The following is a 17,000-nucleotide window of genomic DNA, read 5'->3' as shown; positions in this document are numbered from 1 at the left end:
GATAAGGCCCGGACGGCCGAAAACTACTCGCTACAATCGCGTCCTCAAACCCGCACAGCTGCATTCCTGGCGGGTTTTTTGCTACATGGCAGTCGGGCCCACAAGGCTGTGCCGATTTCGGTGCCAAAGCGGTGGGTACGTCACAAACGAAGGATTCTCTTATGGACATTTTGCTGCAGCAGATCATCAACGGTCTGGTTCTCGGCAGCATGTACGCCTTGATAGCCTTGGGCTACACCATGGTGTACGGCATTATTCAGCTGATCAATTTTGCCCATGGCGAAGTGCTCATGGTCGGCGCGCTCACCAGCTGGAGCTGTATCGGACTCATGCAGGAGGCCATGCCGGGAGCCCCGGGCTGGCTCATCCTGCTGCTGGCCACCATCATTGCCTGCGTGGTGGCCGCCGCGCTCAATTTCACGATCGAGAAGGTGGCCTACAAGCCGCTGCGCACCAGCCCGCGTCTGGCGCCGCTGATCACGGCCATCGGCATGTCGATCCTGCTGCAGACGCTGGCCATGATCATCTGGAAGCCCAATTACAAGTCCTATCCCACCTTGCTGCCGGCCACGCCGTTCCAGGTGGGCGGGGCCGTCATCACTTCCACCCAGATCCTGGTTCTGGGCGTGACGGTGGTGGCTCTGGCTGCCCTGATGTATCTGGTGAACTACACCAAACTGGGCCGTGCCATGCGCGCCACGGCAGAGAACCCCCGTGTGGCCTCGCTCATGGGCGTGAAACCCGACATGGTGATCTCGGCCACCTTCATCATCGGTGCCGTTCTGGCGGCGATCGCCGGCATCATGTATGCATCCAACTACGGCACGGCGCAGCACACCATGGGCTTCCTGCCGGGGCTCAAGGCCTTCACGGCGGCGGTGTTCGGCGGCATCGGCAACCTGGCCGGTGCCGTGGTGGGCGGCATCCTGCTGGGCCTGATCGAGGCCATCGGTTCGGGCTATATCGGCACGCTCACCGGCGGCCTGCTGGGCAGCCACTACACCGACATCTTTGCCTTCATCGTGCTCATCATCATCCTGACGCTGCGCCCCTCGGGCCTGCTGGGTGAACGCGTGGCCGACCGTGCCTGAGGACCTATTGCCATGAAGAACACCAAAACCAACTGGATCCTGGGCGGCATCGCCCTGCTGGTCCTGCCGCTGCTGCTGCAGTACTTTGGCAACGCCTGGGTGCGCATTGCCGACCTGGCGCTGCTGTATGTGCTGCTGGCGCTGGGCCTGAACATCGTGGTGGGCTATGCCGGCCTGCTCGATCTGGGCTACGTGGCGTTCTACGCCGTGGGCGCCTACCTGTTTGCCCTGATGGCGTCGCCGCACCTGGCCGACAACTTCGCGGCGTTTGCCGCCATGTTCCCCGACGGGCTGCACACCTCGCTGTGGCTGGTGATACCGCTGGCGGCGCTGGTGGCGGCGTTCTTCGGGGCGCTGCTCGGGGCGCCCACGCTCAAGCTGCGCGGCGACTACCTGGCCATCGTGACCCTGGGCTTCGGCGAAATCATCCGCATCTTCCTGAACAACCTGGACCATCCCGTCAACCTGACCAACGGCCCCAAGGGCATGGGCCAGATCGACTCGGTCAAGATCTTCGGGCTCGATCTGGGCAAGCGGCTCGAATTGTTCGGCTTCGACATCAACTCCGTCACGCTTTACTACTACCTGTTCCTGGTGCTGGTGGTCGTCAGCGTGGTGATCTGCTACCGCCTGCAGGACTCGCGCGTCGGCCGCGCCTGGATGGCGATCCGCGAGGACGAAATCGCTGCCAAGGCCATGGGCATCAACACCCGCAACATGAAACTGCTGGCCTTTGCCATGGGCGCCTCGTTTGGCGGTGTGTCGGGTGCGATGTTCGGCGCCTTCCAGGGCTTCGTGTCGCCCGAGTCGTTCAGCCTGATGGAGTCGGTGATGATCGTCGCCATGGTGGTGCTGGGCGGCATTGGCCATATCCCCGGTGTGATCCTGGGCGCTGTGCTGCTGTCGGCCCTTCCCGAAGTGCTGCGCTATGTCGCCGGCCCGCTGCAGGCCATGACGGACGGCCGCCTCGATTCCGCCATCCTGCGCCAGCTGCTGATTGCTCTGGCCATGATCATCATCATGCTGCTGCGCCCCCGCGGCCTGTGGCCAACGCCCGAGCGCGGCAAGAGCCTGACGCAGAAGACCTGAAGCATCCCACCGAAAGTTCGCAATGACAGAGAAATCCAATGATGTGGTGCTGAAGGTCGCCGGCATTTCCAAGCGTTTCGGCGGTCTGCAGGCCCTGTCCGACGTGGGCATCACCATCCAGCGCGGCCAGGTCTATGGCCTGATCGGCCCCAACGGCGCGGGCAAGACCACGTTCTTCAACGTGATCACCGGCCTGTACACGCCCGATAGCGGCAGCTTCGAGCTGGCCGGCAAGCCCTACGAGCCCACGGCCGTGCATGAAGTGGCCAAGGCGGGCATCGCCCGCACCTTCCAGAACATCCGACTGTTCGCCGAGATGACGGCCCTGGAGAACGTGATGGTGGGCCGCCACATCCGCACCAGGTCCGGCCTGCTGGGCGCCGTGCTGCGCACCAAGGGCTTCAAGGCGGAGGAGGCGGCCATTGCCAAGCGCGCGCAGGAACTGCTCGACTATGTAGGCATTGGCAAGTTCGCCGACTACAAGGCGCGCACGCTGTCGTATGGCGACCAGCGCCGCCTGGAGATTGCCCGTGCGCTTGCCACCGACCCGCAGCTGATCGCGCTCGATGAGCCCGCCGCCGGAATGAACGCCACCGAGAAGGTGCAGCTGCGCGAGCTGATCGATCGCATTCGCAACGACAACCGCACCATCTTGCTGATCGAGCACGATGTGAAGCTGGTGATGGGCCTGTGCGACCGCGTGACGGTGCTCGACTACGGCAAGCAGATCGCCGAAGGCAACCCTGCCGAAGTGCAGAAGAACGAAAAAGTGATTGAGGCCTATCTGGGCACCGGAGGACACTGAGAATGGCCGAAAATTCCAACAAGGTACTGCTGCAGGTCAAGGGCCTGAAGGTGGCCTACGGCGGTATCCAGGCCGTCAAGGGCGTGGACTTCGAGGTGCGCGAGGGCGAGCTGGTGTCGCTGATCGGCTCCAACGGCGCCGGCAAGACCACCACCATGAAGGCCATTACCGGTACGCTGCCCATCAACGATGGCGACATCGAGTACCTGGGTGAAAGCATCAAGGGCAAGGGCGCCTGGGACCTGGTGAAGAAGGGCCTGGTGATGGTGCCGGAAGGCCGCGGCGTGTTTGCCCGCATGACCATCACCGAGAACCTGCAGATGGGCGCCTACATCCGCAACGACAAGGCGGGCATCGCGGCCGACATCGAGAAGATGTTCACCATCTTCCCGCGCCTGCGCGAGCGCAAGGATCAGCTGGCCGGCACCATGAGCGGTGGCGAGCAGCAGATGCTGGCGATGGGTCGGGCGCTGATGAGCCAGCCCAAGGTGCTGCTCCTTGATGAGCCCTCCATGGGCTTGTCGCCCATCATGGTGGACAAGATCTTCGAAGTGGTGCGCGACGTGTACGCCCTGGGTGTAACCATCTTGCTGGTGGAGCAGAACGCCAGCCGGGCCCTCGCCATTGCCGACCGTGGTTACGTCATGGAGTCGGGCCTCATCACCATGACCGGCCCCGGGCAGGAGCTGCTGAGCGACCCGCGCGTGCGCGCCGCCTATCTGGGCGAGTGAGCGTGGTGCCTGCGGGCGCAGGCGTTATTCCAGAGGCACTGCACGGGCTGCAGTGCCTTTTTTGTTGGTCCTGTGCCGGGTGTGGAATACCTCATTATGAATAGCTATTAGCGCTTATCCGGCAATGGATGCAGCCATATCTGGCTTGTGTTTTCGTGTTGACTGCTCTGTGGCATGGTGTCCATGAACTCTGTGCAATCGCTTCCCGTCAGCCTGCCAACCATCGTGTTGCTGGTGGGCCGCAATATTTTCATGACCTTTGCCTGGCAGGGTCACCTGAAAAACCTGGCGACATCGCCCTGGTACGTGGCGGCGCTGGCCCGCTGGGGCATTGCGCTGTTCGAGTCCCTGCTGCTGGTGCCCGCCAACCGCATGGGCTACACCCAGTTCAATGTGGGGCAGCTCAAGATCCTGCAAGAGGTCATCACGCCGTCGGTGTTTGTGCCGTTTGCGGTGTTCTCTCTCGACCAGCCCCTCCAGTGGGACTGCCTTTGGGTGGGTCTGTGCAGGGTCGGTGCGGTGTATTTCATCTTCCACAGTGGGTGGTTGGGGGCGCTTCGCGCCGCATTGGTGCGGGGTGGGGGCCGGGCGAGAGGTGGCGGGCGGTTAAACTCCGCGGGTTTTCAAAGTCACAAATTGGTCACTCGCCCGTCATGAAAAGGCGCTAAGTGGCCACTTTTATTCAGATTCCGCACCAGGAGCCCCCCTCATGCTGTTTGGCAAGCTGTTGCCGCGCGAAGGCAATTTTTTCGAGATGTTCAACCAGCATGCGGACCGCATCGTCGAGGCCGCCAGGGCCTTTTCGCAACTGGTGGCCAACTACAACGATCCGCACCTGCGCGACAAGTACAACGAGGATGTGGACAACGCCGAGCGTGCCGCCGACCGTGTCACCCAGGACGTCAATCGCCTGATCCACAAGACCTTCATCACGCCCATTGACCGTGAGCAGATCCACACGCTCATCAACACCATGGACGATGTGGCCGACCTGATCCAGGATTCGGCCGAGACCATGGCGCTGTATGACGTGCACCACATGACCGAGGAAATCACGCGCCTCACGGACCTCAGCGTGAAATGCTGCGAGCGCCTGCGCGATGCGGTCAAGCTGCTCGGCACGATTGCCGATCCGGCCGTGGCCGAAGCCGCGCTCAAGACCTGCGAAGAGATCGACCGGCTCGAAAGCGATGCCGACCGCGTGATGCGCAGCGCCATGAGCAAGCTGTTCCGCGAAGAGCCGGATGTGCGCGAGGTGATCAAGCTCAAGGCCATCTACGAGCTGCTGGAGACGATCACCGACAAGTGCGAGGACGTGGCCAACTGCATCGAGGGCATCGTCCTCGAAAACTCCTGATCCGCAGGGCCCATCACCATGCAAACCGTACAGACGGCCCTGTGGGTTGTGGTCTTGCTCGTGGCGCTGGCCATCCTGTTCGATTTCATGAACGGGTTCCACGACGCCGCCAATTCGATTGCCACGGTGGTTTCCACCGGCGTGCTCAAGCCGGCCCAGGCCGTGCTGTTTGCCGCGTTTTTCAACGTGGTGGCCATTTTTGTTTTCCATCTGAGCGTGGCAGCCACGGTGGGCAAGGGCATCGTCCAGCCGGGCGTGGTCGATACCCATGTGGTGTTCGGCGCGCTGGTGGGCGCCATCACCTGGAACGTGATCACCTGGTACTACGGCATTCCCAGCAGCTCCTCGCATGCGCTGATCGGCGGCATCGTGGGCGCGGTGATTGCCAAGGCGGGGGCTGGTTCGCTGGTGTCCGCGGGCATCCTCAAGACGGTGGCCTTCATTTTTGTGTCGCCGCTGCTGGGGTTTCTGCTCGGCTCGGCGATGATGGTGCTGGTGGCGTGGATGTTCCGGCGCGCCCGTCCCAACAAGGTGGACAAGTGGTTCCGCCGCCTGCAGCTGGTGTCCGCCGGGGCCTACAGCCTGGGGCATGGTGGCAATGACGCGCAAAAGACCATCGGCATCATCTGGCTGCTGTTGATTGCCACGGGCTATGCGTCGGCTGCGGATGCCTCTCCGCCCACCTGGACCATCGTGAGCTGTTATCTGGCCATCGGCCTCGGGACCATGTTTGGCGGCTGGCGCATCGTGAAAACGATGGGGCAGAAAATCACCAAGCTCAAGCCCGTGGGCGGTTTCTGCGCCGAAACCGGCGGGGCCTTGACACTATTCCTGGCGACCGCGCTGGGAATTCCAGTGTCCACCACCCACACCATCACCGGGGCGATTGTCGGCGTGGGCTCCACGCAGCGCGCCAGCGCGGTGCGCTGGGGTGTGGCGGGCAACATCATCTGGGCCTGGGTGCTGACCATTCCGGCCAGTGCGTTCGTTGCTGCCATGGCTTACTGGGTCAGCTTGCAGCTGTATTGAGGTCGCAGAACGCTATCAAAAAAAGAGCTGCCAGCGCCTGATAAAAATGCGCTGGCAGCTCTTTTTGCTTGAAGCCGGTGCTTACTGCGAGATCTTGCGTGCTTCTTCGATCTGGTACTCGAAGTAGCGCTGAAAACTGAAGGCCAGGCTGGCCATCAGCACGGTGGTGCCGATCATCAGCGCCAGTCCGATGGCAAAAATGGTGGCCCATCGGGTGCGGCCGGCAGGCGCATCCGGCGCGGCCACCGCATTGAAGCGGGCATTCCATTTCTCGGGGGGCGTCAGGCCATACACAATGGCCTGCAGTGCGCAGCCTGCAATGGTGAAGCCGAGCAGCGGTATCAATATCCAGCTGGTGTGGTCGTCCTGCCCCAGCGCCTGCACCCGCTGGATGCCGTACAGGCCCAGGGCGGTGGGAATGGGCAGCAGCCAGCCGAGCATGTCGGAGAGGCCATGCAGATAGAAGCGGTGCAGGCCCAGGGGACCCCCCACGAAGGCGAGCCAGGCCGCCACGGTTTTGTTTTTCATCGCCGGGTCGCCCCAAGATGAAAAGCGGCCCCCTCGGGGGGAAGTGACCAGACGAAGTGGGGAGCGTGGGGGTTATTGTTCATGCGCGGCATTATTCCGGGGATGTGGTGTCGCCCGCGCCCAGGGGCTTTTCCATCAGCACGATGTCGCGCCAGGCGCCGAACTTCCAGCCCACCGAGCGCATGACGCCCACGTCGGTGAAGCCCAGCGCGCGGTGCAATCCGATCGAGCCCGCGTTGGCCGAATCGCCGATCACGGCCAGCAGCTTGCGCACGCCGGCGGCCTCGGCCTGCACCGCCAGTGCGGCCAGCAGCTTGCGCCCCACACCCATGCCGCGCGCGCTGTCGGCCACGTAAATGGAGTCTTCGGCCGAGAAGCGGTAGGCCGGGCGTGGCTTGAACCAGTTGGCGTAGGCGAAGCCCAGCACCTGGCCGTCTTTTTCGGCCACCAGCCAGGGCAGGCCTTTGGCCAGCACGTCGGCGCGACGGCCGGCCATGTCGGTTTCGGAGGGCGGGTCGAGCTCGAACGTGCCTGTGCCGTGCAGCACATGGTGTTGGTAAATGGCGGTGATGGCGGGAATATCGCGGTCTGTGCTGGGACGGATGGTGGACATTGGAACAAATAGATATAATCGCGGGCTTTGCAGCGTGTCGCTGGCCGGGTGGCCATGTCGCGTGTCTCAAGCGTTGCGAATATGGTTGCGAACACTGTGGCTCTGGGCAAATGTTGCCGGAGTTCACCACCCGAAGGATAAATCATGGTCGTCATTCGACTCTCCCGCGGCGGCTCTAAGGGCCGTCCTTTCTTCAACATCGTCGTTGCCGACAAGCGCGTGCGCCGTGATGGCCGCTTCATCGAGCGCATCGGCTTCTACAACCCCACCGCCAAGGAAAACGAAGAAGGTCTGCGCATCGTGCAAGACCGCCTGACGTACTGGCAGAGCGTGGGCGCCCAGTCCTCGCCCACGGTGGACCGCCTGATCAAGCAAGCCGCCAAGAAGGCTGCTTAAAGCTCCCCGAAAAGGGCGGGTTCCGTGGGCTTGCCCGGCGGAACCCGCCCTTTTCTTTTTTGCACGAGACACACCATGGCCGCACCCCTGTCGCTCGAATCCGCCGAACTCCCTGCCGATGCCGTCGAGGTCGGACGCATTGCCGACGCCTGGGGCGTCAAGGGCTGGTTCAAGGTGGTGTCGCACAGCACCACGCCCGAGGCGCTGTTTGCCGCCAAGCATTGGTATCTGCAGCCTTCCGAGCGGGGCGCCAAGACGTTTTCTGGCACCGTGCTGTTGCCGATCCGCCAGGCCAAGGACCATTCCGACACGGTGGTGGCCTGGGCGCAGGGCATTGATGACCGCGATGCCGCAGAGGCCTTGCGGGGTGCGCGCATCTTCGTGCCGCGGTCGAGTTTTCCGGCCACCACGCAGGACGAGTATTACTGGGTTGACTTGATCGGCCTTCAGGTCTTCAACCGCGAAGGCGTGGCGCTGGGGCAGGTGCAGGAGCTGATGTCCACCGGCCCGCAAACCGTGCTGGTGCTGGCCTACGAGCAGGACGGCAAGGCCCAGGAGCGCATGATTCCCTTCGTTTCGGCGTTTGTCGACAAGGTGGATCTGCCCGAAAAGCGCATCACGGTCGACTGGCAGCCTGACTACTGACCGGCCTGTGTTCTGGCATGCCGCGCACCATGCGCTTTGACATCATCACCCTGTTCCCCGAGCTGTTTGCGCCCTTCCTGGTCAGCGGCGTGACCCGCCGCGCCTACGCCAGCGGACAGGTCGATGTGCATCTGTGGAGCCCGCGCGACCATGCCGAGGGCAATTACCGGCGCGTGGACGACCGCCCGTTTGGCGGTGGCCCGGGCATGGTGATGCTGGCCGAACCGCTGGCGCGGTGCCTGGCCGCCATTCGCGCCGAACGTGGCGAACCGCAAGACAGCCAGGCGCCGCTGGTGCTTTTCTCGCCCATCGGCGAATCGCTCAACCATGCAGCGGTGGAGCGCTGGTCTGCCAGCGCTGGCGCTGTCCTGCTGTGCGGGCGTTATGAAGGGATCGACCAGCGCTTTATTGACACCCATGTCGATCTGCAGATCAGTTTGGGTGACTTCGTGCTCTCGGGCGGTGAAATTGCGGCCATGGCCTTGCTCGATGCCGTGGCGCGGCTGCAGCCGGGGGTGCTCCATGACGAGGGCAGCCACCAGCTCGACAGCTTCAATCCGGCGCTCGACGGCTTGCTCGATTGCCCCCACTACACCCGCCCCGAGGAATGGCGGGGTCGCCCGGTGCCCGCGCCGCTGATGTCCGGGCACCACGCGCAGATTGAGCGCTGGCGCCGTGATCAGCGCCTGGCCACCACGGCAAAGTACCGTCCCGACCTGATCGACGCCGCACGCAAGGCAGGACGCCTGGCGCCCGCCGATGAGGTGGTCTTGGCCAGGCTGGCTTGAATTGCTATAATCAAAGGCTTTTCGATCCTCTGGCCGGCCGTTTTGCCCAGTGGCTTTGCTTGCAAAGCCTGCCGCGAAACCCTGAATCGTCAATCCCGACGCTGCCATTTTTGGCGCGGACAAGATCGTTGGATACCCAAATGAACCTGATCCAGACCCTGGAAGCGGAAGAAATCGCCCGCTTGAACAAGACCATTCCCGTGTTCGCCCCTGGCGACACGGTCATTGTGAGCGTGAACGTGGTCGAAGGCACGCGCAAGCGCGTGCAGGCCTACGAAGGCGTGGTGATTGCCAAGCGCAATCGCGGCCTGAACAGCGGCTTCACCGTGCGCAAGATCTCCAGCGGCGAAGGCGTGGAACGTACGTTCCAGACCTACAGCCCGCTGATCGCAGGCATTGAAGTCAAGCGCCGTGGTGACGTGCGCCGTGCCAAGCTGTACTACCTGCGTGAACGCAGTGGCAAGTCGGCACGTATCAAGGAAAAGCTGCCTTCGCGCGCCAAGGTGGCCGCCGCTGTCGCCGCATAAGGCACAGGCCATCCCTGATCGGAGCCGCTACAGCATCTGCCTGTAGCGGCTTTTTGTTTTTTGCGGCCCCCCTTGGGCCTTGCGTTCCAGGCTTGTCGTGAATCCCTCTTCCGCCCCTGTTCCATCGGTCAACCCGGCGTCGCTTTCGGCGCTGCCTGATTTCGATCCGCGTGCCGTCCCGGTGGTGGGCGTGGACGGGCACCTGCCCGCAGTGCCGGTGCAAGCCCAGACGCCGCAGGCCCTGCGGGCGCGTTTTGCCCACCCGCCCGTATGGACGCCCGAGGTGGTGCTGGAAAAGCAGTTCATGCATCGCGCGCCGGCCCACGCGTCCGTGCTGGTGCCCATCGTGCTGCGCGAACAGCCCATGGTGCTGCTGACGGAGCGTACGGCCCATCTTTCCACCCATTCGGGCCAGGTGGCCTTTCCGGGCGGGCGGGCAGATCCAGAAGATGCCTCCACGGCCGATACGGCTTTGCGCGAGGCCGAGGAAGAGGTCGGGCTGGCGCGGCGCTTTGTCGAGGTGCTGGGCGTGCTGCCCACCTATGTCACCGGCTCCTCGTTCATCATCACGCCGGTGGTGGCGCTGGTGCAACCGGACTGCGTGCTGCATCCCAACCCCTACGAGGTGGCGGATGTGTTCGAGGTGCCACTGGCGTTCCTGCTCAATCCTGCCCACCACCAGCGCCATGTTTTCGAGTGGCAAGGCGTGCGCCGGGAATGGTTCTCCATGCCTTACCAGGATGGCACCAAAAACCGGTTTATCTGGGGCGCTACTGCCGGCATGCTGCGCAATTTCTATCGATTCATGCAGGCGTGACGGAGGGGTAGGCGCCCGCATGGCCCAAAGGTGTGCAGCCCCAGTATCATTGTCCTCCATGAGTTTCTTTGCCATCCTGTTCGCTCTGCTGATCGAGCAGGCCCGCCCTCTGGCCCGCACCAACCCCATCCACGCGGGACTGCGGGCGTGGGCTCTGTCGGTCAGCCGCAATTTCGACGCGGGCAAGCCCCACCACGGCTGGGTGGCCTGGAGCCTGGCCGTGCTGGTGCCGGCGCTGGTCACGCTGGCTGTCCACTGGTTGCTGCTGCTGGGGTTGGGCTGGCCGTTTGCGGTGGTGTGGAGTGTGGCGGTGCTGTATGTCACGCTGGGTTTTCGCCAGTTCAGCCACCATTTCACCGGCATCCGCGATGCACTGGAGGAGGGCGATGAAGACCGGGCGCGCGAGCGCCTGGCCGACTGGCAGCAGGTGGATGTCGGCGCGCTGCCGCGCAGCGAGATCGTGCGCCATGTGATCGAGTATTCGGTGCTGTCGGCACACCGCCATGTATTCGGCGTGCTGGCGTGGTTTTCCGTGCTGGCAGCGCTGGGTTTGGGGCCCACGGGTGCGGTGCTGTACCGGCTGGCCGAATTTGTCTCGCGCTATTGGCAGTACAAGGAACGTACTGGCGTCCAGCCCGCCAGCGCGGCATTGCAGCAAGCCTCGGCCCAGGCCTGGACCCTGGTGGACTGGTTGCCCGTGCGCATGACGGCCTTGAGCTTTGCCGTAGTGGGCAGTTTTGAGGAGGCCATCGAGGGTTGGCGCTTTCATGCGCAGCGCTTTCCCAGTGACAACGACGGCGTGGTGCTGGCCGCCACCGCAGGTGCCATCAATGTGCAGCTGGGCGGCGAGGCCCTGCCTGCCCGTGCCGATCCGACGACACCCCAGGGGCTGGAAATCGAGGCCGACATGGGCGACAGCGACAGCACCCCCGGTCGCGAGCCGGAGGTGGTGCATCTGCGCAGCGTGGTAGGCCTGGTCTGGCGCTCGGTGGTGGTGTGGATGCTGTTGCTGGCGCTGTTGACCCTGGCGCGCCTGTTGGGCTGATGGCCGTCCCCTGGCCGGGTGACCGATGTGCAAGGTGTGATTCAGTAGCGCGTGTGGCTCAATTCGGCGAATAAATCGCTATAAATTTTATAGCGATTTGCGCTGATTCCCTCTACGCTGGCGTTCTTTCCGAGTGTGGCAATCACACCGCAACCCGGTTCGTGCAGATGGGTGCAGTTGTAGAACTTGCAGTCGGTGGCGTGGACGGCGATGTCGGGCATGCAGGATGCCAGTTGCATGGGGGCGATGTGCTGCAGGCCGAACTCCTGAAAACCCGGTGAATCAATCAGGGCCGTGGTGCGGGCGCTGTCCACCCAGTACCAGTTGGTGCTGGTGGTGGTGTGCTTGCCCGAGTTCAGTGCCTGTGAAATCTCGCCTGTCAGCACGCTGGCGCCCGGCACCAGCAGGTTGATCAGCGTGCTCTTGCCTGAACCCGAGGGGCCCAGCACCAACGTGGTCTTGCCCTGCAGGTGTTGCATGAGCAGGGCGCGGTCCACCTCGCCCGACAGCGACAACGACAGCGGCAGCACGCCATAGTGGTGCCCGCCGCCCATGTGGCGGTAAGGCAGCAGGCGTTCCCAGGCGCGGGCAAAAGGCTCCACCAGGTCGCTCTTGTTGAGGGCAATCAGCGGCTGGATGCCCGCGGCTTCCGCGGCGATCAATGCGCGGGCCAGCTGGCTTTCCGAGAACACCGGCTCGGCGGCGATCAGGATCAGGATCTGGTCGAGATTGGCGGCAAAGGACTTGGTGCGGATCTCGTCCTGGCGATAGAACAGGTTGCGCCGCTCCAGCACCTTTTCGATGGTGCCTTCCTCGCCCTGGCCCTTGGGAGGGGCCTGCCACAGCACCCGGTCGCCCACCACGGCCTGGTTCTTCTTGCCCCGCGGATGGCAGATGCGGCGTTGCCCGTCGGCGGTTTCCACCATGCAGTGGCGCCCGTGGCCGGCAACCACAAAGCCTTCCATCAGGGCGCTGCGTTCAGTCATGCGGACGGTTGGCAGGGTTCATGCCAGCAGGGCGTCGAATCGGGCTGCGCAATCGAAGTCGGTGGCGGAGATGCCCTGCACGTCGTGGGTGTTGAGGCGCACCACGCAGCGGTTGTAGTGCACCGACAGATCGGGGTGGTGGTCTTGCGCGTTGGCCACGAAGGCCACGGCATTCACGAACGAGATGGTCTCGTAGTAGTTGGCGAAATGGAATGTCTTTTCGATGGCCACCTGGGCGCCGTCGCCGCTCAGGGACCAGCCCTCGATTTTTGCCAGATTGGCCACAATTTCTGTAGCTGTCAGCGCACGGCGGGCCAGCGCTGACCAGTCTTTTTTCTTGAACATCGATGTCATGGTCGGGCAGGTGAGGGCATGCGTGCCAGCCGCTCGGAAGCGGGCGGGTGCGAGTAGTAGAACTTCACATACACCGGGTCGGGGGTGAGTGTGGAGGCGTTGTCTTCGTAAAGTTTGAGCAGCGCCGAGGACAGATCCGCACCGCTGGCCTGGGATGCCGCATACGCGTCGGCTTCAAATTCGTGGCGGCGCGACAACTGGGCAAACAGGGGCGCAATGAACAGCGTGAAAACAGGCACTGCCAGCAGGAACAGCAGCAGGGCCAGCGCATCGTTGGGCGCGGCAGCCACCGACAGGTCCAGCGAGATATTGGGGCGCACGCCCAGCCCGGTATAAAACCACACCTGGGTGGACAGCCAGCCGAGCAGGGCAAAGCCGACTAGGCTCAGGGCAAACAGGCTCGCCACGCGCTGGAGGATATGGCGGTGCTTGAAGTGCCCCAGTTCATGGGCCAGCACGGCTTCCACTTCGCCCGGGGAGAGCTGGCGCAGCAGGGTGTCATAGAAAACGACGCGCTTGGCCGCGCCAAAGCCGGTGAAATAGGCATTGGCATGGGCGCTGCGGCGGCTGCCATCCATGACGAACAGCCCTTTGGCCGCAAAGCCGCAACGGTGCATCAGCGCCGTGACGCGGGCCTTGAGCGCTTCGTCTTCGAGCGGCTGGAACTTGTTGAACAGCGGTGCGATGAAGGTGGGGTACACCACCATCAGCAGCAGGTTCAAGCCCATCCACAGGCCCCAGGCCCACAGCCACCACAAGGGCCCGGCAGCGCCCATCAGCCACAGCATCAGCGCTGCAATGGGCAGACCGATGAGGGTGCCCACGAGGGCCGATTTGGCCAGATCGGCCAGCCACAGGGCCAGCGTCATCTTGTTGAAGCCGAAACGCTGCTCGATCACGAAGGTCTGGTACAGCGTCACCGGCAGGTCGATGGTGGCGCTGATGACCACGAAGGCCGCCAGCAGGGCCAGTTGCTGCGCCATGCCGCCACCCAAGGCGCCCAGCAGCGCCTGGTTCAGGGCGTCCAGGCCGCCCAGCAGCGTCCAGCCCAGCAAGACAGCGGCGCCGAGCGCCATCTCCAGCAGACCAAAACGTGCCTTGGTGATGGTGTAGTCGGCGGCCTTCTGGTGGGCGACCAGCGCAATGCGCGTGGCAAAGGCCTCGGGCACGCGGGACCGGTGCCCTGCCACATGGCGAATCTGGCGGGAGGCCAGCCAGAATTTGAGCAGCAGGCCAGCGCAGACCACCGCAGCAAAGGCGAGTGTGAGGGCGGTGGAGGGCGAAAAGGCGTCGGGCGTTGGCATGAGGGGGCGAGTTTAGGCCATCAGCGACAATGCGCGCCATGTCTGACGCCAACAACCCCGTACCCCCCGTGCTTTCCAAATCGGACCAGAACCTGGTCTGGCTGGACTGCGAAATGACCGGCCTGGAGCCCGATACCGACCGCCTGCTGGAGATTGCCGTGATCGTGACCGGCCCCCAGCTGGAGCCCCGCATCGAAGGCCCGGTGCTGGCCATTCACCAGGCCGATGAACTGCTGAACAAGATGGATGCCTGGAACAAGGGCACGCATGGCCGCAGCGGCCTGATCGACAAGGTGAAGGCCTCTACGGTGACCGAGGCCGAGGCCGAGCAGCAGATCCTGGATTTCCTGGCCCGTTACGTGCCCAAGGGCACGGTGCCCATGTGCGGCAACAGCATCGGCCAGGACCGGCGCTTTCTGGTGCGCTACATGCCAAAGCTGGAGCGCTTCTTTCACTACCGCAATGTGGACGTGAGCACCCTCAAGGAACTGGCCAGGCGCTGGAAGCCCGAGGCCTACAGCAGCTTCAAGAAAGCGCAAAAGCACACCGCGCTGGCCGATGTGCACGAGAGCATCGACGAACTGGCGCACTATCGCAAGAACCTGCTGTCCGTCTGATGCCGGTCGCCGCATCGCCGGGTGGGTGACACCTGAATTGCCTGGCATGTGGGCGCAATTCAAAGAGCACTTGCGGGGAAACCCTTAAGTGTGCGACAATCGCAGGCTGCGCAGGAAACTGTACGCAGATTGTGCATCTCCCCTCACACACCGGGCTTGCCAGCCGGCTGTCTCAGACAGCGCAGGACTGGCGAACAACGCCCACCCGCATTCCGCCCAGAGCGCATGCAGGTTTCGTTTGATGGTTGATGTTTTTTAACCATTGACGAAGCCATCGCGGGCTACGCCTGCGAACGTCTTCGTGAGAGAAAAATTCATGACCGACACCTCTTTGGTGCAGGGCGATTTCGCGCCTGCCGATACTTCTATTGCTGCCGATATTTCTGTGCAGTCCATCCTTGAATCTTCTGTGGAATCCACCAGCGAGGCTGTCACTGCCGAGCCCAATGGTTTCATCGAGTTGGGACTGGCGCCTGAACTGGTGCAGGCTGTGGCCGATCTGGGCTACACCCAGCCCACCAGCGTGCAGCGCAAGGCCATTCCTCTGGCCATGGGTGGTGGCAACGACGCCACCAAGTTCATCGACCTGATGGTCTCCAGTCAGACCGGTTCCGGCAAGACCGCTGCTTTCCTGCTGCCGGTGCTGAACACGCTGATCCAGCAGCAAGCCGAGGCCGAAGCCGAAGAACGCGCCGCCTTCGAGCGTGCCGTGGCCGAAGCCGCTGCCCGGGGCGAGCCCGCTCCCAAGCGCGCCAAGCGCAAGGACCCCACCAACTCGCGCAATTTCAAGGCCGCCACCCCTGGCGCCCTGATCCTGTGCCCCACGCGTGAATTGGCGCAGCAGGTCGCGCACGACGCCATCGACCTCGTCAAGCACTGCCGCGGCCTGCGCGTGGCCAACGTGGTGGGCGGCATGCCTTACCAGCTGCAGATCGCCAAGCTGCAGAACGCCAACCTCGTGGTCGCCACCCCCGGTCGCCTGCTGGACCTGCAACGCTCGATGCAGATCAAGCTCGACAAGGTGCAGTTCCTCGTCGTGGATGAGGCCGACCGGATGCTCGACCTGGGCTTCTCGGACGACCTGGCCGAGCTGAACCAGCTGACCAGTCAGCGCAAGCAGACCATGATGTTCAGTGCCACCTTTGCCCCCCGCATCCAGCAACTGGCCATGCGCGTGATGCACGACGGCGGTTCGTCCGTGCAGAAGGTGACCATCGATTCTCCGCAAGAGAAGCATGCCAACATCAAGCAGGTGCTGTATTGGGCCGACAACGCCCAGCACAAGCGCAAGCTGCTGGACCACTGGTTGCGCGACACCACCATCAACCAGGCCATCGTGTTTGCCAGCACCCAGGTGGAGTGCGACGGTCTGGCCAACGACCTGCAGCAGGAAGGCTTCTCGGCCGTGGCACTGCACGGCGCCCTGAGCCAGGGCCTGCGCAACCGCCGCCTGATGGCGCTGCGCGCCGGCCAGGTGCAGATCCTGGTGGCCACCGATGTGGCGGCCCGCGGCATCGACGTGCCCACGATCACCCACGTGTTCAACTTCGGCCTGCCCATGAAGGCCGAGGATTACACCCACCGCATTGGCCGCACGGGCCGAGCCGGCCGCGATGGCCTGGCCATCACCTTTGCCGAGTTCCGCGATCGCCGCAAGATTTTCGACATCGAAAGCTACAGCCGCCAGCAGTTCAAGTCGGACGTCATTGCCGGCATGGAGCCTTCGCAGCGTTCGCCCCAGGCACCCCGCGGTGGCGATTTCGGTGGTGGCCGTGGTGCCCCGGGCCGTTCGTACGACAACCGTGACAACCAGTCGCGCGGCCGCTTTGGTGGCCCCGCGCGTGGTGGCAATGACCGCGGTGGTTTCGGTGGTGGCTTTGGCGGCGGTTTCGCTGGCCGTGGCAGCGACAACCGTGGTGCTTCCGCTCCCCGGGATGGCTACCAGGGTGGCAACGGCGGCTATGCCGGCCGTGACGACCGTGGCGGCTTCGGCGCTCCCCGTCGCGACAGCGAGGGCTACGGCCGCAAGCCGGGTTTCGGTGATGCGGGCCGTGGCGGCTTTGCCCCCCGTGGCGACGCCGGCGCACCCCGCGGTGACTACGCTCCCCGCAAGCCTGCTTTCTCCAAGCCAGCCGGCGCTGGTGGTGGTGGCAAGCCTTTTGCTCCCCATGATGCCCGCAAGCGCCCTGCGCGCCCTGCACGCTGATAGGGCTGCTCAGACTCCCTGACAAGCGCTGAAAAGGGCTGGCTCCGCAAGGAGCCAGCCCTTTTTTTTGCC

General features: G+C 63.8%; 19 protein-coding genes and 1 pseudogene. 15 read left to right on the top strand and 5 right to left on the bottom strand.

The genetic code is table 11. The annotated features are described in order from the left end of the window. The first annotated feature begins 161 nt into the window (after nt 1–161). The 7 genes and pseudogenes from AC1Q5S_RS10765 to AC1Q5S_RS10735 all read left to right on the top strand — a co-directional run bounded on the left by AC1Q5S_RS10765 (nt 162) and on the right by AC1Q5S_RS10735 (nt 6,102). Nucleotides 162–1,091: a branched-chain amino acid ABC transporter permease gene (locus tag AC1Q5S_RS10765; protein WP_303835598.1), complete on the top strand. Its 930-nt coding sequence runs from the start codon at nt 162–164 to the stop codon at nt 1,089–1,091. Between the two features lie 12 nt (nt 1,092–1,103). Continuing rightward, a complete protein-coding gene (locus AC1Q5S_RS10760; RefSeq protein WP_303835596.1) occupies nt 1,104–2,180 on the top strand; it encodes an ABC transporter permease subunit in 1,077 nt (358 codons plus the stop codon). Between the two features lie 22 nt (nt 2,181–2,202). After that, a complete protein-coding gene (locus tag AC1Q5S_RS10755; RefSeq protein WP_026435863.1) occupies nt 2,203–2,985 on the top strand; it encodes an ABC transporter ATP-binding protein in 783 nt (260 codons plus the stop codon). Nucleotides 2,986–2,987: 2 nt separating this feature from the next. Then, the gene (locus AC1Q5S_RS10750; RefSeq protein ID WP_303835593.1) at nt 2,988–3,716 is read left to right on the top strand and encodes an ABC transporter ATP-binding protein; all 729 of its coding nucleotides are present in this window, start codon (nt 2,988–2,990) and stop codon (nt 3,714–3,716) included. 183 nt (nt 3,717–3,899) lie between these two features. After that, nucleotides 3,900–4,256, top strand: a pseudogene (locus AC1Q5S_RS10745) (DMT family protein); the annotation flags it as partial. A 169-nt stretch (nt 4,257–4,425) separates the two neighbouring features. Then, entirely contained in the window at nt 4,426–5,073 is a 648-nt protein-coding gene (locus AC1Q5S_RS10740) for a DUF47 domain-containing protein (protein ID WP_303835591.1), read from the top strand. 18 nt (nt 5,074–5,091) lie between these two features. Then, the gene (locus tag AC1Q5S_RS10735; RefSeq protein ID WP_303835589.1) at nt 5,092–6,102 is read left to right on the top strand and encodes an inorganic phosphate transporter; all 1,011 of its coding nucleotides are present in this window, start codon (nt 5,092–5,094) and stop codon (nt 6,100–6,102) included. Nucleotides 6,103–6,183: 81 nt separating this feature from the next. Here AC1Q5S_RS10735 and AC1Q5S_RS10730 read toward each other — a convergent pair whose 3' ends face one another. After that, a complete protein-coding gene (locus tag AC1Q5S_RS10730) occupies nt 6,184–6,630 on the bottom strand; it encodes a TM2 domain-containing protein (RefSeq protein WP_303835587.1) in 447 nt (148 codons plus the stop codon). 91 nt (nt 6,631–6,721) lie between these two features. After that, on the bottom strand, nt 6,722–7,243 hold the full coding sequence (locus AC1Q5S_RS10725; RefSeq protein ID WP_303835586.1) for a GNAT family N-acetyltransferase: 522 nt from the start codon (nt 7,241–7,243) through the stop codon (nt 6,722–6,724). 144 nt (nt 7,244–7,387) lie between these two features. Between AC1Q5S_RS10725 and rpsP the strand changes: the two genes are divergently transcribed. The 6 genes from rpsP to AC1Q5S_RS10695 all read left to right on the top strand — a co-directional run bounded on the left by rpsP (nt 7,388) and on the right by AC1Q5S_RS10695 (nt 11,461). After that, on the top strand, nt 7,388–7,639 hold the full coding sequence (rpsP, locus tag AC1Q5S_RS10720; RefSeq protein ID WP_303835585.1) for a 30S ribosomal protein S16: 252 nt from the start codon (nt 7,388–7,390) through the stop codon (nt 7,637–7,639). 75 nt (nt 7,640–7,714) lie between these two features. After that, the gene (gene rimM / locus AC1Q5S_RS10715) at nt 7,715–8,284 is read left to right on the top strand and encodes a ribosome maturation factor RimM (protein ID WP_303835583.1); all 570 of its coding nucleotides are present in this window, start codon (nt 7,715–7,717) and stop codon (nt 8,282–8,284) included. Nucleotides 8,285–8,313: 29 nt separating this feature from the next. Next, nucleotides 8,314–9,072: a tRNA (guanosine(37)-N1)-methyltransferase TrmD gene (trmD, locus tag AC1Q5S_RS10710; protein ID WP_303835581.1), complete on the top strand. Its 759-nt coding sequence runs from the start codon at nt 8,314–8,316 to the stop codon at nt 9,070–9,072. Nucleotides 9,073–9,212: 140 nt separating this feature from the next. Continuing rightward, nucleotides 9,213–9,599 (top strand): 50S ribosomal protein L19, encoded by a 387-nt coding sequence (gene rplS, locus AC1Q5S_RS10705; protein ID WP_303835580.1) that lies wholly within the window; start codon nt 9,213–9,215, stop codon nt 9,597–9,599. A gap of 97 nt (nt 9,600–9,696) precedes the next feature. Then, complete coding sequence (locus AC1Q5S_RS10700; RefSeq protein ID WP_303835578.1) at nt 9,697–10,416, top strand: CoA pyrophosphatase; 720 nt, start codon at nt 9,697–9,699, stop codon at nt 10,414–10,416. A gap of 58 nt (nt 10,417–10,474) precedes the next feature. Next, a complete protein-coding gene (locus AC1Q5S_RS10695; protein WP_303835576.1) occupies nt 10,475–11,461 on the top strand; it encodes a CobD/CbiB family protein in 987 nt (328 codons plus the stop codon). A gap of 41 nt (nt 11,462–11,502) precedes the next feature. On the opposite strand, the gene rsgA is transcribed toward AC1Q5S_RS10695, so the two are convergent. The 3 genes from rsgA to AC1Q5S_RS10680 are packed head-to-tail and all read right to left on the bottom strand — an operon-like array spanning nt 11,503 to nt 14,105. After that, on the bottom strand, nt 11,503–12,447 hold the full coding sequence (rsgA, locus tag AC1Q5S_RS10690) for a ribosome small subunit-dependent GTPase A (protein WP_422203376.1): 945 nt from the start codon (nt 12,445–12,447) through the stop codon (nt 11,503–11,505). Between the two features lie 18 nt (nt 12,448–12,465). Continuing rightward, nucleotides 12,466–12,801 carry a 4a-hydroxytetrahydrobiopterin dehydratase gene (locus AC1Q5S_RS10685; protein ID WP_303835572.1) on the bottom strand — a complete coding sequence of 112 codons (336 nt, stop codon included), beginning with the start codon at nt 12,799–12,801 and terminating at the stop codon, nt 12,466–12,468. Next, nucleotides 12,798–14,105 (bottom strand): M48 family metallopeptidase, encoded by a 1,308-nt coding sequence (locus AC1Q5S_RS10680; RefSeq protein ID WP_422203379.1) that lies wholly within the window; start codon nt 14,103–14,105, stop codon nt 12,798–12,800. The genes AC1Q5S_RS10685 and AC1Q5S_RS10680 overlap by 4 nt, the downstream gene beginning before the upstream one ends. Nucleotides 14,106–14,143: 38 nt before the next feature. Here AC1Q5S_RS10680 and orn point away from each other — a divergent pair, with 38 nt between their 5' ends. After that, nucleotides 14,144–14,722, top strand: a complete 579-nt coding sequence (gene orn / locus AC1Q5S_RS10675; protein ID WP_303835568.1) for an oligoribonuclease — start codon at nt 14,144–14,146, stop codon at nt 14,720–14,722. 316 nt (nt 14,723–15,038) lie between these two features. Next, nucleotides 15,039–16,928, top strand: a complete 1,890-nt coding sequence (locus AC1Q5S_RS10670; protein ID WP_492238845.1) for a DEAD/DEAH box helicase — start codon at nt 15,039–15,041, stop codon at nt 16,926–16,928. Nucleotides 16,929–17,000: the final 72 nt, after the last annotated feature.

This window comes from Acidovorax sp. GW835-FHT14B10 (assembly GCF_058793725.1).
This window is presented reverse-complemented; position numbering and strand designations above follow the sequence as displayed.

What these genes read in the sequence shown, in the direction of transcription:
- AC1Q5S_RS10765 (WP_303835598.1), top strand. Translation starts at nt 162, where the DNA reads ATGGACATTTTGCTGCAGCAGATCATCAACGGTCTGGTTCTCGGCAGC.
- AC1Q5S_RS10760 (WP_303835596.1), top strand. Translation starts at nt 1,104, where the DNA reads ATGAAGAACACCAAAACCAACTGGATCCTGGGCGGCATCGCCCTGCTG.
- AC1Q5S_RS10755 (WP_026435863.1), top strand. Translation starts at nt 2,203, where the DNA reads ATGACAGAGAAATCCAATGATGTGGTGCTGAAGGTCGCCGGCATTTCC.
- AC1Q5S_RS10750 (WP_303835593.1), top strand. Translation starts at nt 2,988, where the DNA reads ATGGCCGAAAATTCCAACAAGGTACTGCTGCAGGTCAAGGGCCTGAAG.
- AC1Q5S_RS10740 (WP_303835591.1), top strand. Translation starts at nt 4,426, where the DNA reads ATGCTGTTTGGCAAGCTGTTGCCGCGCGAAGGCAATTTTTTCGAGATG.
- AC1Q5S_RS10735 (WP_303835589.1), top strand. Translation starts at nt 5,092, where the DNA reads ATGCAAACCGTACAGACGGCCCTGTGGGTTGTGGTCTTGCTCGTGGCG.
- AC1Q5S_RS10730 (WP_303835587.1), bottom strand. Translation starts at nt 6,630, where the DNA reads ATGAAAAACAAAACCGTGGCGGCCTGGCTCGCCTTCGTGGGGGGTCCC.
- AC1Q5S_RS10725 (WP_303835586.1), bottom strand. Translation starts at nt 7,243, where the DNA reads ATGTCCACCATCCGTCCCAGCACAGACCGCGATATTCCCGCCATCACC.
- rpsP (WP_303835585.1), top strand. Translation starts at nt 7,388, where the DNA reads ATGGTCGTCATTCGACTCTCCCGCGGCGGCTCTAAGGGCCGTCCTTTC.
- rimM (WP_303835583.1), top strand. Translation starts at nt 7,715, where the DNA reads ATGGCCGCACCCCTGTCGCTCGAATCCGCCGAACTCCCTGCCGATGCC.
- trmD (WP_303835581.1), top strand. Translation starts at nt 8,314, where the DNA reads ATGCGCTTTGACATCATCACCCTGTTCCCCGAGCTGTTTGCGCCCTTC.
- rplS (WP_303835580.1), top strand. Translation starts at nt 9,213, where the DNA reads ATGAACCTGATCCAGACCCTGGAAGCGGAAGAAATCGCCCGCTTGAAC.
- AC1Q5S_RS10695 (WP_303835576.1), top strand. Translation starts at nt 10,475, where the DNA reads ATGAGTTTCTTTGCCATCCTGTTCGCTCTGCTGATCGAGCAGGCCCGC.
- rsgA (WP_422203376.1), bottom strand. Translation starts at nt 12,447, where the DNA reads ATGACTGAACGCAGCGCCCTGATGGAAGGCTTTGTGGTTGCCGGCCAC.
- AC1Q5S_RS10685 (WP_303835572.1), bottom strand. Translation starts at nt 12,801, where the DNA reads ATGACATCGATGTTCAAGAAAAAAGACTGGTCAGCGCTGGCCCGCCGT.
- AC1Q5S_RS10680 (WP_422203379.1), bottom strand. Translation starts at nt 14,105, where the DNA reads ATGCCAACGCCCGACGCCTTTTCGCCCTCCACCGCCCTCACACTCGCC.
- orn (WP_303835568.1), top strand. Translation starts at nt 14,144, where the DNA reads ATGTCTGACGCCAACAACCCCGTACCCCCCGTGCTTTCCAAATCGGAC.
- AC1Q5S_RS10670 (WP_492238845.1), top strand. Translation starts at nt 15,039, where the DNA reads ATGACCGACACCTCTTTGGTGCAGGGCGATTTCGCGCCTGCCGATACT.